Here is a 16364-nt window from a genome sequence, read left to right on the forward strand (position 1 = left end):
AAGGCCAGGTAGCTCCGCGGTCGTGCCGCAAAAAAGCGGCGCAGGGAGTTCCCCTAACGCCGCCACTTCCTATTCGTTGTCGTCCTCATCCGCGTAATACGTACACTTAAACCGCTCCGTACCCGGGTATTTCTCGCCGAGGCTCTCCACCGTGAATCGGCTGCTCCTGTAGAAGTCGACAGCTTCTTCATCTGTCTCAGCCAGAAGCACAGTGGGCTTCTCCAGCTCCAGCAGCTCCAGTATAATTCCTCTGCCGTAGCCTTTATACCGCTCCGATGGATCAACGGCGATATGGTCGATTACGATCGTATCGCTTCCCGCGCTGTGATACCCGATCAACCCGATAATATCATTCTCCGATACATAGCCGAGCAACTTAGCCGACGCATCGTCCTTATAGTGCTGAACCGCTCTTTCCAAATGCTCCGGGTCCGGAAATACTGACCAGCCGAGCAGCTCCTGAATCGCTTCCTCATCCAGTTTTGCTTTAATATCAATCAACATATGAGAATACTCCCTTTGCGTGGATTACTTTGTGACCAAGATTATACCACAACCGCAGGTGACATCGCTCCTCCTCTGATTCGGCGGTGAGAGTTCCATATTAGAACTCTCGCATCCACGCACAGGGCCTGATAGGTTAGTGTGGATGCTGAGAGTCGAATTTTCCGACTCTCAGCATCATTTTGGCGCAGTTTCGGCAGGAAGAGTAGGATTTTCCGACTCTCACTGGTACATGCGGAGGCAGGATGGTTAGTTGCGGTGGCGACGTTGCAATCACTTGCCGCTGCACAAAACAAGCCCATCTCCAAAGCTGCGCATCGCTTCGCGCTTGGCGAGATGGGCTCCCGTTACTTAATAGAGGCAATCTTTAATGCCTCTAAACGAATCCCTGCCGAGGCGCCGCCATAGATTGTAACGGTGCGGACTTCGCCGGGCAGCAGGTCGAAGTAATGATCGCTTAGCCGCACATCATCCGCCAAGTCAAAATGCACCGCATGCGCATAGGTGCGCGACTTCACCGTAACATGAAGGTCATTGCCTTCCGCACGGGAAGAGACGATGCAAATTTCCGCCTCGGGTAGACCAAGAGCGCGAATGTCCCCAGGCCGAAGCGTAGCCGGTTGAACTCTCTGCGAGGAGTCGCCAACGGGAATAACAGCCGCAAACATTCCGGCAGCGCCGGCAGACCTGCCAATCTCGCCAACTCCAGCACTCCCAGCAGTCCCGGCAGTCCCATCACCAGTCCCATCCCCAACCCCAGCCGCAGCCCCGGCAGATAAAGCCCCGCCGGAGAAACGATGCAACACACCGCGATAGCGCGCCGGGATGACCACGTCAATCTGCTCCGTCCGACGTATCTGGCCATCGAAGGAGAGGAAGCCACATTCAAGCATCTCCGTCAGCGGCTCGTCGGTTTCGTTCACTGCTGTTACTTCCACGATGCCGGAGGGCCCCTCCCGCAATATTAGCTTCACCGGGGCAAAAGCACGCCGAACGCCATAGTAGCTCAACTTCCGCCTCAGATAATAGTCCACGATCGTCCAGCCGACCTCGCCCCAGCAGTCATTGTACATCCAGAATAATGCACCGGAACAGAATGGTTTGCTGCGTATGGACTCCAGCGAATATTGGTACATCAGGCTTTGGCATAACCCGGCATAGAGTAAATATTCATCCAGCGACAGATCATCGCGTTCGGTATAATGCTTGCGAATACCGGCGCGGACGGTGTCTTTCTCGAATGTATTCGTATGCAGTCCCCAGATGCGGCTGCTCGTATCAATAGGCATTCCGTCGAAGTAAGCACTTATCGTAGATAAACGGCACGGTCCGATATAGCCATACTCTGAAACGAATTTCGCTTGCACTTCGTCATAAATTTCGGGTGTAATCCGCCGCTCCATATCCGGGTTCATCGTACCGTCATGCCAATGGTGGCGGTCTCCCATAGCGTTGCCGTTCGGATGCTCGCCGCCATAGGGAGAGCTGTTCCAATAAGGAATATGCGGGCAGTTGCTGCGAATCAGCGCCGGCGCAATCTCATTATAGATAACGGCTCCACCATAAAAATCAAGGTGCCGAGTACCGTTCCACCATTCATCGAAGCCCCAGTGGTTCTCATTGTTGCCGCACCAGAGCGCAAGGGAAGCGTGATTGCGCAGCCGCCGGGTCTGGTAATCGATTTCCTTCGTTACCTCTTGCTTATACCAATCGAGATGGTCCGGATACTTCCCGCAGGAGAACATGAAGTCTTGCCAGACGAGAATACCGTACGCATCGCAACGCTCATAGAAAATATCCCGCTCATAGAGTCCGCCTCCCCAGATGCGAAGCATGTTGAAGTTAGCTTCCCGCGCCTCAGCAATCAGCGTGTCATACTTCTCATCGCTCACTCTGGCAATGATAGAATCGGCCGGAATCCAGTTGCCTCCCTTGCAGAAGACAGGCACGCCATTCACTTCAAGGGTAAACTGCCGCTCCGGTTCGTCTTCGTTCGACCAGGAGGATGGGGTCATCAGCTCCGTGTTAATCCGAAGCGTTCGGATGCCGAGCTTAAAATCCGGATAAACAAACCGCTCACCGTCGCTTACGAGTGAAGCTTGAACGACATAGAGCGGCTGGCCTCCCATGCCGTTCGGCCACCACAGCTCGGCATCATGCACATCAACTTCATAAGTAAGGAAGTTAATACCCGAACGAAGACAGACCTGCTCGCTCACCTCAGCACTAATACTGCCGTTCGGGTGCAGAAGCCGCAAGGAAAGCATCGCTTCCCGCGTCTTAAAGGGATGAAGCTGTTCCGCCTCTATTTCAAAGCGAAGCCTCGCACTTGCCCCCACCTCCAGACTCGTCCCCACCCTCGCCTCCGATGCAGCCAGTGTCACCGCGCAGACGCTGCGAATGCTGACGATGCTATCCGCTTCGAGCCAAGCGCTGCCGGTGATGCCCGTCGTGGCAACGCGCGGCCCCCAGTCCCAGCCATAGACGAATTGCGGCTTACGTACGTTGGCGCGCCTGTCGTCGCCGCGTTTGCCAATGGCGTCGTTCTCCATTTCCGCGAGTGTCCCGGCAGTCATGACCATATCTTGAGCAGATACATGCTCAAGTCCCGATGTGACACGCACGAGCAGCGAGTTCTCGCCAACGTGCAGCAGAGAGTGTACAGCTGCTCGAAACGGGTAGAAGGCGCTGCGATGATGGGCGAGATGGATGCCATTTATCCAAATATCCGCCTCCGAATCCAGCGATTCCAGATGAAGCATAATGCGCTGCATAGCAAGTGTCCTCTCGTCAAGGGAGAAATGCTTCATAAACCACCACGACTTGCTCTCGGTCCATTCCGCAGCAAAGCAATAATCGGCGAGCAGCGGGTCTTTCACGAGGCCTTGCTCGATGAGCGGCATATGAATATCGCAGGGCAGCGAACCAACAGGCATCCAATCCTGCTGCTTGCCCAATATTCGGTAAGAATCACCGGGACCACACGATAAATCCTCAAACGTTAATTGCCAATCTTCATGTAAAGGAATTCGCAGCAAAGGCGGTTCATCTCCCTTTATACAATCAAATTTGTTAAAACTTTATTCTATTGTTAGCGTACCATTCGATAAATCAAAGAATCTTCATTCTCATTGATTCAAAATTGCGTTCTGTTGATATAATGAACATGACATGACAAGGGAGGTATGACCATGCTGCGTTTGACCGCCAGTGGCTTAATCGATGCGGAGCTTGAAACAGAGTTCTATTATCACCGTAAGCTGCAGTACTGGACGACCGTGCATGATCACGAAGACTTCTACGAATGTTTCCTGATTACGGAGGGAAGCGTCTACCACCTTGTTAATGACGTGAAACAGCTTATGACAGAAGGTATGTTTACTTTTATCCGTCCAACCGATATTCATAGTTATGAGCGATATGGCGATGAAGAAGTAGAACTGCTTAATATTAATTTTCGCAGTTCGATGGTAGAGGAGGCATTTGCCTATCTGGGTGAAGGTTTCAGCAGAGAACGGCTGACCGAGCCGCTGCTGCCGGCCCAATGTACGCTTTCGCCGGAACAAGCTGCATGGTTGATCGGGCAATACGAACGAATCAACGCCATGAGCGCGGATAACAAATCCGCCATTCGCTCCATGGCACGAGGTTTGCTGATCGAGCTGCTGGTGCAGCATTTTTCGCCTCCGCCCGCAGATGTCCATCCCGGTGCACCGAAGTGGTTAAAGGATCTGCTTAGCCAGGTCGGTACAAGAACACACTTGGTGGAAGGAACAGGCGCGCTTTATCGGTTGGCTCCGTATTCACAAGAGCATGTTTGCAGGGAAATGAGAAAGTATCTAGGTCTTACCCCAACGGCGTGGATGAATGAACAAAGGCTGCAGCACGCTGCGGTATGGTTGAAACAGGAGGAAGCGTCAATACTCGACATCGGGCTGGATTGCGGCTACAGCAGTCTAAGCTATTTCTACAAAATGTTTGCAGCCAGATTCGCCATGACGCCCGCAAAGTACAGGAAGCTTAATCGCAAGACGGCAATTCCGGTTCTTGGCGCGTCCTTATAGCTTTTTTAAACGAAATCATAACAGCGCTTACACGTGGGTTGCGCGCATAAACCTTCCTAAATACCTAACTGAATCGGAATCTACTAGGATGAATATAGGGATAGTATGAATTAAAATGGATTTTACATAGAATAGAAGGTCTATCGATACTATAATGGGTTATACAGCAAACATAAACTTGGGGGAAGCAGATGAAAACTACAGCGGTGAGTTTATTTCTGTGTGCATCAATCGTGTTAAGCTTGACAGCTTGCGATCGGAATGGTGCAGGTGAGGGCAATCAGTTTAGTGCTACTTATCATGAGGGCGACTCGAATGAAGAGAACAACTCAAATACATATGCAGATAGCAATGATGATGGGCCATTTACGAAGTATGAGAAGCCGATTACGATTACACTCGGGAGGCAAGGCATTGCCGGCAATAATTTGCCTAATGGAGATACGTTGGAAGACAACGAGTTTCTCAGCTACGTCGAAGACCGCCTCAATGTGAAGGTCAATTATGAGTTCTCCATTGAAGATGTGGATGATTATAATCAGAAGGTCAGTTTGGCGATCGCCAATAATAACATGCCGGATATGATGGTCGTCAATGAGCAGCAATTCAAGGAGATGGCAGGAGCAGACATGCTTGCCGATCTGACCTCAATTTACGAGACATATAGCTCACCGCTTATTAAAGACTACTATAAGTCGTTCTCGGGCGACCGTGTGCTGAACACAGGTCGTGTCAATGGCAAGCTGTACGGGATGCCGAATACGAACATAGATGGTACTTACCAGCTGCTGTGGGTTCGTAAGGATTGGCTGGGTAAATTGAAGCTTGCGCTTCCTTCTTCCTTGGAGGATATTCAAACGATTGCCCAAGCCTTCAAGGAGCAGGATCCCGATCAGAACGGCAAGCCCGATACGGTAGGCCTGCTTGGGGACAAACAGATCGTCGGGGATGCGGAGTTCTTCACTTTCGACCCGGTGTTTAACCAGTATCATTCGTATCCGAAGAGCTGGTTTAAGGATGCCGACGGCAATGTTGTGTATGGGTCAACAACTCCTGAGACGAAAGAAGCGCTCATGAAGCTGAGGGATATGTACAAGGCAGGTCTCATTGATAAAGAGTTTCTTACGCGCAAATGGCAGGACAATGCCGCGCTTGTATCCGGTGGTCGAGCGGGGATTCTGTTTGCGCCATGGTTTGCCGGCTGGATGCTGGCGGACAGCGTGAAGACCGATCCGAAAGCGGAGTGGGTACCGCTTGCTGCACCGCTTGATGGGGACGGCAAACGGAATGTAGTGCCTTCGGCACCATCGGGCACTTTCCTTGTGGTGAAGAAGAATGCGAAGCATCCGGAGGCGGCATTGAAAATGCTGAGCGTCCAATACGAAGGCATCCGTCTGATTGATCCCAAGTCGCATGAGCTATACAAGGATGAGATCGTCAGCTGGCTCAACTATCCACTGAATGTACAGCTGGACTTTCAAGATTCGTTAGCCCGCGATATTCCGATCTACGACAAGGTAGTGAAGGATAACGATCTGCAGGATATGCCGGCGAGGTTGATTAAACGTGTAAATTCGATCTTGAAGAACAAGAAGGAACCGAAGCAAGACATCACGGCTTTCGCGGATTCGCTCGCCTACTACACAGGCGGGGCTGTTACGGGGACCAAAGAAATAACGAAGGTGAATCCGATTTTCTATGGTACGACGGAAACGATGGTGAAGAAAGGGACAAGCCTTGATAATTTGGAAAATGAAACGTTCCTGCGCATCATAACCGGTGCGGCGCCAATCGAGGATTTCGATAAGTTCGTGACGACATGGAAGCTGTCCGGAGGCGACGAGGTCACGAAAGAAGTGGAAGAATCACTGGAATAGCCATTGAGGTAGAAGGTATCCATGCTTGCTTACGTACTTGTAAGCGTGGATACCTTTTTGCAAATAACTAAAACTTTCTATTTACTGGAAACTATTAAATCGCCATACTAGAAAACAGGGCAGCTGCACAGCATGTCCAATCACCCACATCATAGGAGGTTATAGGATGAAGAAGTTTTCTACTCTATTACCGAAAGCATGCTCCAAGATCGTGATTGTACAGTTGATTATGGCAATCGTACTCATGATGGCTCCGCCCGGAGCTGTTAAAGCCAGTTCCGGTTCTACGTATTGGACGCTTGCACAGGAAACGCATAATTTCACGGCAGGCAATTTGTTGACGACTTCCAATAGCTACCGAACCGAAATCGGGGACAATGCAACGACGCAGTGGTACAACGTAAGTCAAATCTATGCGGATGCTGCGATGCTTAAGCAAGGTGATTCACGGTACTTATCCTACATGAACAATACATACAGCTTTATGGGCAATATGTGGGATGTGACAAGCCCCATTGGCGGCTACTTCGCGCTGAGCAATCTGGACGGCACGGGTGCAGGCGGAGATAAATATGTCGATGACGCTTCCCTTGCCGGTGCAGCTTATTTGGACGCTTACGAGGTGACGACGGGGGTAACGCAGCATAATTATCTCAACTCGGCTAAGGCTGTGGCGAATTGGCTCATGTACAGCGGACTCTGGGATTCGACCGCAGGCGGCGGGTTCTGGTGGACGACGAACAAGACGACCCCTTACATGCAGATCAAGGGCTCGGAGGTCAACGGGCTCGCTTGTCAGCTGTTTCTCCGTCTCTATATGATTACAGGGCAGGCCTATTACAAGTCATGGGCAGATTCCATCAAGCTGTGGCTCGACACCTACATGTTCGACACCACTGCCGGCTTGTACAATTGGCAATATGAGCTCACGAACAATAGCGTGACCCCGGTTAAATTCACGTATGACAATGCCATTATGATCGAGGTAAATCTGCTCTATAGATCCATCACCGGGAACAATGCGTATTTGATGAGTGCGCAGAATATTGCCACCAAGATGAAGAATCAGCTCTGGAACACGCAGAATAGTACAGGTGCCTTCATCATCAACACTGCCGATCCCGTATTTAACCCATGCTACAGCGGCTGGGCTTCGCAATCCTTTATTAAGCTGTACCAAGCAGACGGCAACGTCAACTGGCTCAATACCGCGCAGCAAAATATCGACACCTTGAATGCCAAGCTGAGGGATACGACCAATTACGGCTACCATTACAGCTGGGATCCGGCAACGAACAATATCAAGGACAGCTCTTATCACACGGTCAGTCAGGCATGGATGCAGAGAATACAAATCATGTTGTCGCAATACCGTTAATGAGCAGGCGAATATAGATACACGAAGCCCCCTTGAGAACATTCTCAAGGGGGCTTCGCATGGGGTTTAAAAAATAGGAAGAGGTTCTGAACCAGGTTCAGGAATTCGAATTGATTTATATGTGAAGGGTATGCAGCTCCAGCACCTGTGCCAGAGGCGTATAGGCATAACCAAGATCGTCGGCTACGGCTTTGTACGTTACTTTGCCATTAATAATATTCGTGCCGCTTTGCAAAGCAGGGCTGTCTTGAATCGCTTGATAGGCACCTTTGCGAGCGATTTGCAGGGCATACGGTATGGTTGCATTGGTCAAACCAATGGTGGATGTCTGCGGAACAGCGCCAGGCATGTTGGCTACGGCATAATGAATGACGCCATGCTTCACATAGGTTGGATTGTCATGCGTTGTAATATGATCAATCGTCTCTACGCTTCCGCCTTGGTCAATGGCCACATCAACGATGACGGCGCCTTTTTTCATCGTTTTCACCATATCTTCGGAAACGAGGACAGGCGCTTTCGCTCCCGGAATCAGTACGGCGCAGATAAGCAAATCCGCTTCGGCAACGCTCCGCGCGATGTTATAGCGGCTGGATACAAGCGTTTGTACTTGATTGCCAAACAGGTCATCGAGCTGCCGCAGGCGGTTCGCATTCAGATCGAGAATCGTCACTTCCGCGCCTAAGCCGATGGCGATCTTCGCTGCATTCGTACCGACAACGCCGCCTCCGATTACGGTGACTTTGCCTCTGGCTACTCCCGGAATACCGGAGAGTAGAATGCCGCGTCCGCCTTTGGAGCGCTCAAGCAGTTGGCTTCCGATCTGTGCGGCCATCCGGCCGGCTACTTCGCTCATTGGCGTCAAGAGCGGAAGAGCTCCGCCTTCTTTGACCGTTTCATAAGCGATAGCGGTTACCTTCGACTGTACAAGTGCTTCAGCCAAGCTTGGCTCTGCGGAGAGATGCAGGTAAGTGAAGAGAATAAGATCTTCTCTGAAGTAAGGGTATTCGCTTGGCAGCGGCTCTTTCACCTTTATAACCATATCTGCTTGCTGCCAAACAGCGGCGGCATCCGTCAGGATAACAGCTCCCGATTGCTGGTACTCAGCATCCGTAAAGCCGCTTTCGTAACCGGCATTCGTTTCCACATAGACGGTATGTCCGTCTTGCACGAATTCCTTCACACCGGATGGTGTTACCCCTACGCGGCATTCATTATTTTTAATTTCCTTCGGCACGCCAATGATCATGATTGATCTCTCCCCATTCTTGAATGCGAACCTCTGAAATCTCACGTTGTTTGTTGTTCTTAGTTGCATTATAAAATGGATCGGAAGCATAAACATCATACAAAACATAAAGTGAATTGACAGATGAATAGACATTTATGTATATTGAGCCTACTAGTTATAGACAAAATGTCTAATATAAAGGTGATAAAATGGACACGATGACGTTTGGCATCAAACAGCTGCTCGAGAGGCCGATTTTTCGCGCTGCGCGGCTGGTTGCAGGACGGGAAGGGATTCATCATCCCGTCGGCTGGGTGCATGTACTTGAAATTACGAATGTGGCTCCGTATGTGAGTCCGAATGATTTGATTCTGACGACGGGTCTGTGGCTGAAGCAGAACGAGCAGGAACGGTTTGCCTATATGAAACAGCTGATCGACCAACAAGCAGCCGGACTGTGCATTGAGATGGGCACTACCGTTGATAACATTCCGAAGGAAATTGTGGAGCTGGCGGACCTGCATCATTTTCCGCTCATTGTGTTCGAGCAGCCGGTGCGGTTTGTGGAGATTACGCAGGACATTCATGCTCTGATTATTAACCGGCAGCATCAGTTTCTGAAGGAGCTGGAGGTCTACTCGCGAAAGCTGCAGCGTCTAACCCTGGAGAGTACGGGAATCGCGCAGATCTTGAAAGCCTTCCATGAGCAATCGTCTAGGCAGGTGCTGTATTTCTCGTCGCTCGATCACAGCATTTTCTACCCTGCATTAACGACTAAAGCATCGGGGCCGATTTCGAGCTTCCTGCAGCGGCAAATGGATACCAAGGCGCTCTCTGCCAAAGACGTCTCCATTCTGTCGATGAATGCACAGCAATTGCTCGTCGTGGAGCCTGTTATTTGCTTTGGTCAGACCTTCTCCTATGTCGGTGTGCTCCTGCACAATCGCGCCGAGATTACAGAGTCGTTGACGCTGCTGCTGGATTACACCACGAAGGCCGTTGCCGCGATTACGCTGCGCACCGAGTTTCTGGAAGAGAAGATGTCCCGCGACCATAATGAATTCATCCTGGATATTATGAACAACCGCATCGAGAACGAGGACCAGGCACAATCCCGAATGGGGCTTCGTCAGTTGAGCAAAGGCGAGTATTTGTTCGCCAGCGGCATTATCGAAATTCAGCATACGGCTGACATTGAACCGATTACCATTGAGGCAGATAAGCAGGATATGCTCATCTTGGTTCGACAGCTGCTGAAGAAGCACGGGCTGTACAATCTGGTGATGATCCAGAATAATCGCATCTATATGCTCTGCGCCAAAGACGCGCTGCATAAGGAATCGCATGTCAATTTCCAAGCGACGCTCATGCGCCTTGCGGAGGAATTACGAGCCTCTGCACATGAACCGACCAAATCCTTGAAGCTCCATGCCGGCTTCGGCAAGCTGCGCACGCAAATCGTGGAATCATCCAGAAGCTTCGAAGAAGCGCAGCAGGTTATTGATGTGGCTCGAAATGTAGCGACGCAAGAGGGCTGCATGTTCTATGACCGTCTTGGTGTGTACCAGCTGCTGAAGGCCGTTCCGAAGTTATCCTTCCTCGCTTCTTATGTGGATGACCATCTTGGCGAGCTTATCGCCTATGATAGGGAGCATCATCTGCAGCTTATCGAGACACTGGATGTTTATTTGGCTTGCATGGGCTCGAAGCAAGAGACGGCGGCGAAGCTTCACATCCACCGACAGACGCTCTATAATCGGTTAGAAAAGCTCAGCTTGCTGCTGGGAGAAGACTTCCTGGAAGCCGATAAACGGCGCTGTCTGGAGATGGCGCTTGTTGCCTATAAGCTGAAGTAAGGGGATGCGGGGAATGAAATCATCTAGGTTGTACTATGGCTGGGTAGTGGTCGGCATTGTGTTTCTGACGCTGCTCGTTTCGGCGGCGATTAATTCCGTACCCAGCGTTCTCATGCTGCCGCTCGAGAAAGAATTTGGCTGGGATCGCAGTGCGGTATCCGGCGCGATCTCCATTCGTATTCTGCTGTATGGTTTAATGGGGCCGTTCGCAGCGGCTTTCATGGCAAGATATGGGGTACGCAAAATTATGGTGATCTCCATGCTGCTGCTTATCGTCAGCTTATCGCTTACCCCGATCATGACGTCGATTTGGCAAATGACTTTGCTGTGGGGCATCATGGTCGGGATCGGCACCGGATCTCTGGCCAATGTGCTGGGGGTTACGATTGCGGGTCGTTGGTTCGTCACTCACAAAGGGCTTGTAATCGGCATGCTCACGGCGAGTGCCGCCACCGGTCAACTGCTCTTCCTGCCGCTGCTGGCTAAGCTGACGGAGGATATCGGTTGGCGGACTGCTGTATATACGGTTGTAGGTGTGCTGGCGGTACTGACACCGATCGTGGGAATCTGGATGCGCAACCATCCTTACGATGTTGGCGTATCCGCGCTCGGTACAACCGAAGTAGTGAAGCCTGTACCGTTTACCGGTAATCTGTTCTTCACCCCGATTCAAACCTTGCTCGGCGCTGCGCGGAACGGGACCTTCTGGCTGCTCGCCGGAACGTTCTTCTTCTGCGGCTTCTCCACAAACGGACTCATCGGGGCGCATCTGATTCCGGCTTGCGGCGATTATGGCATTCCGCTTGTAACTGCTGCGGGCCTGCTGTCGCTGATGGGGCTGTTCGATCTGGTCGGCACGACGTTGTCGGGCTGGCTGTCCGATCGTTTCGACAGCCGCTGGCTCCTATTCTGGTATTATGGCCTGCGCGGACTGTCGCTTATCTTCTTGCCCTATGCGCTCGGCATGGGCTATATGCAGCTGACCGTATTCGCAGTCTTCTACGGACTCGACTGGATCGCGACTGTTCCGCCGACCGCGAAGCTGGCTTCCGATACCTTCGGCAAAGAGAAGGCCGGCATGATCTTCGGCTGGGTTGTCGTGGCGCATCAAGCGGGCGCATCACTTGCGGCCTATGAAGCGGGACTGCTGCGCGTTTGGCTCGGCAGCTATACAGTGCCTTTCGTGATGTCCGGCTTTCTCTGTTTGCTGGCGTCGCTCATGGCGCTGCGTATTCGTCGTAACAGAGCTGCTTCGATTCAAGCAGCATCCTAACCTAAACGGATAAATCAAAGAAGCCTTCTTCCCGGCAGGGGAAGAAGGCTTCTTTGATTTATGTTGTCGATAATCCACCGGTCAGATCATTCCGATTCGCAGGTGATTCTACAGCGTTGCAGAGCCGCACTACTTCCTTCAGATGTGCGCCGGAAACAGGCGCGCTGGGTGAATCACTATTAACCGGTTGCTTAACAAAGTATAACCGATGCTGAATTTCATCGAAGAACTCCACTTGATCCATCTGAACGACGTAACATCGATCGACTTTCTTAAAACCTTCGCCTACTAAGAAGCGCTCATGCTCTTCAAACGTGGAAATTTGACTGTAAATACCTTCTCTTGTTTGATAATAGACCTCGCCGCGGTAGCTGCGCATGAGAAGAACGTCCTCAAGATCAATAGAAACGATATCAAACTCTTTTTTATTGTATCTTTTTACGACTGGAATCTTCATCGTGCACACCCTTTTTCTTCATTCATTTGGACACATATCTTCATATTACCATGTCTCAAAGAAATGGATATGACATTTTCTTGGAATTACCGATAGTTGGACAGTAAAAAAGAGACGCGGCTCGCAGGATGCGCGAAGCCGTGTCTCTCGTTAATGAATAGGTGCTGCTATTGGTGCATGTTTGTGTAAAGCTGCCAAGTAACGCCAAATTTATCCGTGACAACCGCATAGCCTGGGCTGAAATGCGTTTCAATTAGCGGCACGCTGACTTGACCGCCCTGTTCGAGCGAGGCAAATACTTGCTTGGATGTATCTACATCGTCCGTGCACAGGCAGATTGTAACTTGGTTGCCGAGCTGATGAGGCGTACCCGGGAATGCATCGGAGAACATAAGGTCTGTCTGGCCGACCTTAATTGTTGCATGGCCGATTAGATTCTTAGCTTCTTCCGGGAGCGGCATCTCCGGGTTCTGCGGCATCTCTCCAAAGGTTTGCATCATGACTACTTCTGCATGTAGAGCTTCTTGATAAAATGTAATCGCTTCCGTTGCATTGCCGTTCATAACCAGATAAGGGACCAACATTGTAATCATCTTATAATCGCTCCTTTGTAATTGAGGTGGCCGTATCAGTATGGCCAGTAACGTCATCATACAATACCGAACATATGTTTGCAATGTTGGTTTTTTTGGTAAGGGAAAAGGGATTCGATTATCTGGAAATTCATTATAAAATACCAATTAGTGGTTAGAATTATGATAAAATAAAGTACATGCTGCTCTGGCATAAATCAGCGGATAAGGAAGAATGAGATGACACCTAGACGCACAATTCATAAGAGTTGGTTGATCATGGTCTTGCTTATAAGTACATTATTCTGCTGTTCCGCATTCACATTTGCAGATGGACAAAGCTTGGCAGTACCGAGTAGTCACGGCTCAGTCCAGATGTTGGACAAGAACTGGTCGTTCTATTGGAACCGTTTACTAACACCGGATGAAATCCGCCATGCGAGAGCGGATCGGATGGTGAACCTTCCGTCCATGTGGGAGGATTATACAATTAATAATCAGAGGCTTGGCTCAGTCGGATACGCTACTTATGCCAAGACCATTCGCATAGAAGAACAGACGGGCAGCTGGGCGCTGGAGATTCCGCCTATCTACAGCTCATATCGAGTATGGATTAATGGCGAGGTTTATGAAAGTGTTGGTGTTCCGGGAACGTCTGCACAAGCTTCTGCAGCCGGTAAAGCGGTGAAGCTCATCTACTTTCATAAATCGGCAGCGGACATTCAGATCGTGCTGCAGGTCTCTAATTATGATAATGCTCAAGGCGGTATCTCGCAGCCACTCCGAGTTGGTGAAGCTTCGGCGGTTACGGGAAAGGATCAATTAAAGCTGGCTATTGAGCTATTTGTGGCCGGTGCTTTGTTTATTATGGCTATGTACCACTTCGGCTTATATGTTCGGAGGTTGAAGGAGCGCTCGACGCTTTATTTTGGCCTCGTCTGTCTGTTTGTAGCGGTTCGGAGTCTGTTCGGCGGACGGATTGTGATTGCCAGGCTGATGCCCTCCATGAGCTGGGAAACCATGCTTACCATGGAGTATTGCTTAATCTATCTGACCATGCTTGCCTTCGCATTGTTTATCAGCCGCTTGTATTCAGCAGAATTCATCAAGCTTGCGATCCCGATCATTGCTTGCGGCTGCACCTTATTCTTCATCTTGACTGTAACTAATTCCGCCTTTTACTTTACATCGCTGCTGCCCTATATTCAGGTGTTTCTGCTCGTGTATGTCCTTTATTTAAATGTAGTGTTCCTCTTGGCGATGGTTCGAGGGAGGGAAGGCGCGCGCATCGTATTCATCTGTCAGCTTATCATGGTTGCGGCTATTGTTGTAGATATCTTCGCGCAGTATGACTGGCTGCCGAATTACAATTTAACTCCGCTTGGCATCTTTTGTTTTGTATTTGCGCAATCGTTCATTCTATCCGTACGGTTCTCCACAGCGTTTGCATCCAGCGAGAAGCTGCTGAGCAATTTCAGAATGCTCAACTTCACCTTGGAGCAGAAAGTCCGTGAGCGAACGCTTGAGCTTGAAGAGGCGAACCGCGAGCTGGAGAAGCTGATATGGCTTGATGCCATGACAGGTATTGCGAATCGGCGCAAGTTCGATGATGTCGCGAAGAAGCTGTGGTCGAGTGCAGAAGGGACTCCTGTTAGTATGATGCTGATAGATCTCGACCACTTCAAAGGATACAATGACGCCTACGGGCACTTGGCCGGTGATGCATGTTTGAAGCAGGTTGCAATTGCGCTTCAAGAGCAAGCGAGACTTATGGGCGGAATGGCGGCAAGGTTTGGCGGCGAGGAGTTTGCCGTTATCGTGCAAGCGGATAGGGAAGCTGCAATCTATATGGCGCTTGAGCTGAGAGAGATAGTTCGGAAGCTGCAAATTCCCCATGCCGCATCAAAGACGGCTTCCTATGTGACAGTCAGCTGCGGCTGCGCAACAGGTAATACGGAGCAGTATGGATCTCTGCAGGCACTGATTCAGCAGGCAGACAATGCGCTTTATGCAGCGAAGAAGCTGGGGCGGGATTGTGTGCAGTTTGCGGCGGCGGAGTAAGTTTGGCTAATGAGAGATGACTTCTGAGGTAGATTTACTCGGTCATCTTTTTTTTGCATTGGCTGCGGCTTGGTGACAGACTTCATGTCACCAATAGGGTGATATAATGAGGTTGAAATGAGGGATGACAGTGAGGCGAATGGACCGACTGATGGCGATCCTCATCGCGCTGCAGCAAGAGCCGGCAACTGCCAAACGATTGGCGGACAAATTCGAGGTGACGAAACGAACGATTCTGCGGGACATGCAGTCGCTCGCCGAGATGGGGGTTCCCTTGTATGCGGTATCGGGTCCATCAGGAGGCTTTCGGTTGATGGAGAGCTTCCGGCTGCCGCCGCTGCAGCTGGATTCCAGCGAAGCCTTATCCGTCCTCTTCGCACTTCGCAGTTTGACGCGCATGGCGGATACACCGTTTCAGCAGGCGAGATGGACGGTGATGGATAAGCTGAAGGCCATTATGCCGGAGCAGACTTTGGCGCATATCGAGTCCATGCTTCATTATGTGGAGGTCGAAGTACCGCAGCGCAGCGTCAAATCCCCGTATTTGTCCGATTTATTGGCATACACCGCCGAATCGAGATGGCTTCGCGTGCGGTATCGTTCGGAGAAGCATACCCGCTCGTTAGAAGTGCTGCCTCGTAAAATGTATGCTGCGCACGGGTATTGGTATTGCGAGGCGTATTCGATTTCCCATAACGAGCAGCGGACATTTCGGGTGGATCGCTTCGAAGCGATGGAGCTCATGGAGGTGCCTGGCGAAGAGGTGGAGCAATTGGCTCGGGAAGCCGAGAGTCCGGTCGGCAGCGATGAGGGTACTACCCGCATTATTGCGGAGTTAACGTACCGGGGAGCGCTATTGGCCGAGCAAGACTTCCATATTGGCGACAACGTGAAACAAGTCGCGGATGAGCGTTGGGAGCTGGATTTTATGTGCCCGGCTTCGGAGTGGCAATGGGCGGTCAAGTTGTTCTATTCGCTTGGCATGGATGCTGAAGTGAAGGAGCCCCGGCATTTGCGGGAGGAGCTGCTTCGGATGGCAAGGCAAGTATGCGACAGATACAGCCAAGGAATAACAGTGGAGTAGGGATACC

The 16364-nt window shown here is 50.8% G+C and carries 12 protein-coding genes; 7 read left to right on the forward strand and 5 right to left on the reverse strand.

Translation table 11 applies throughout. From position 1 onward, the window contains the following. Nucleotides 1-69 precede the first annotated feature (69 nt). A complete protein-coding gene (locus AC0YNS_RS23910) occupies nt 70-504 on the reverse strand; it encodes a GNAT family N-acetyltransferase (protein WP_475783449.1) in 435 nt (144 codons plus the stop codon). A gap of 347 nt (nt 505-851) precedes the next feature. Further along, nucleotides 852-3542, reverse strand: a complete 2691-nt coding sequence (locus AC0YNS_RS23915) for a beta-mannosidase (protein WP_475783450.1) — start codon at nt 3540-3542, stop codon at nt 852-854. A 153-nt stretch (nt 3543-3695) separates the two neighbouring features. Here AC0YNS_RS23915 and AC0YNS_RS23920 point away from each other — a divergent pair, with 153 nt between their 5' ends. From AC0YNS_RS23920 to AC0YNS_RS23930, 3 genes are all read left to right on the forward strand, one after another. Next, nucleotides 3696-4568 (forward strand): AraC family transcriptional regulator, encoded by an 873-nt coding sequence (locus tag AC0YNS_RS23920; RefSeq protein ID WP_475783451.1) that lies wholly within the window; start codon nt 3696-3698, stop codon nt 4566-4568. A gap of 191 nt (nt 4569-4759) precedes the next feature. Next, a complete protein-coding gene (locus tag AC0YNS_RS23925; protein WP_475783452.1) occupies nt 4760-6445 on the forward strand; it encodes an extracellular solute-binding protein in 1686 nt (561 codons plus the stop codon). Nucleotides 6446-6611: 166 nt separating this feature from the next. Next, nucleotides 6612-7823 carry a glycoside hydrolase family 76 protein gene (locus AC0YNS_RS23930; protein WP_475783453.1) on the forward strand — a complete coding sequence of 404 codons (1212 nt, stop codon included), beginning with the start codon at nt 6612-6614 and terminating at the stop codon, nt 7821-7823. Nucleotides 7824-7938: 115 nt separating this feature from the next. Here AC0YNS_RS23930 and ald read toward each other — a convergent pair whose 3' ends face one another. Further along, on the reverse strand, nt 7939-9072 hold the full coding sequence (gene ald / locus AC0YNS_RS23935) for an alanine dehydrogenase (protein WP_475783454.1): 1134 nt from the start codon (nt 9070-9072) through the stop codon (nt 7939-7941). A 191-nt stretch (nt 9073-9263) separates the two neighbouring features. On the opposite strand from ald, the gene AC0YNS_RS23940 reads away from it, so the two are divergent. Together AC0YNS_RS23940 and AC0YNS_RS23945 are read left to right on the forward strand one after the other, a co-directional pair. Continuing rightward, on the forward strand, nt 9264-10910 hold the full coding sequence (locus tag AC0YNS_RS23940; RefSeq protein ID WP_475783455.1) for a PucR family transcriptional regulator: 1647 nt from the start codon (nt 9264-9266) through the stop codon (nt 10908-10910). Nucleotides 10911-10923: 13 nt separating this feature from the next. After that, the gene (locus tag AC0YNS_RS23945; RefSeq protein ID WP_475783456.1) at nt 10924-12183 is read left to right on the forward strand and encodes an MFS transporter; all 1260 of its coding nucleotides are present in this window, start codon (nt 10924-10926) and stop codon (nt 12181-12183) included. Nucleotides 12184-12241: 58 nt separating this feature from the next. Here AC0YNS_RS23945 and AC0YNS_RS23950 read toward each other — a convergent pair whose 3' ends face one another. After that, nucleotides 12242-12640 carry a LytTR family transcriptional regulator DNA-binding domain-containing protein gene (locus AC0YNS_RS23950; RefSeq protein ID WP_475783457.1) on the reverse strand — a complete coding sequence of 133 codons (399 nt, stop codon included), beginning with the start codon at nt 12638-12640 and terminating at the stop codon, nt 12242-12244. A 167-nt stretch (nt 12641-12807) separates the two neighbouring features. Then, nucleotides 12808-13233, reverse strand: a complete 426-nt coding sequence (locus tag AC0YNS_RS23955; RefSeq protein WP_475783458.1) for a VOC family protein — start codon at nt 13231-13233, stop codon at nt 12808-12810. 321 nt (nt 13234-13554) lie between these two features. On the opposite strand from AC0YNS_RS23955, the gene AC0YNS_RS23960 reads away from it, so the two are divergent. Together AC0YNS_RS23960 and AC0YNS_RS23965 are read left to right on the forward strand one after the other, a co-directional pair. Further along, nucleotides 13555-15273 (forward strand): diguanylate cyclase domain-containing protein, encoded by a 1719-nt coding sequence (locus tag AC0YNS_RS23960; RefSeq protein ID WP_475783459.1) that lies wholly within the window; start codon nt 13555-13557, stop codon nt 15271-15273. A 124-nt stretch (nt 15274-15397) separates the two neighbouring features. Further along, complete coding sequence (locus AC0YNS_RS23965) at nt 15398-16357, forward strand: helix-turn-helix transcriptional regulator (protein ID WP_475783460.1); 960 nt, start codon at nt 15398-15400, stop codon at nt 16355-16357. The last annotated feature ends 7 nt before the right edge of the window (nt 16358-16364 follow it).

Source organism: Paenibacillus sp. J22FR21, from assembly GCF_056269135.1.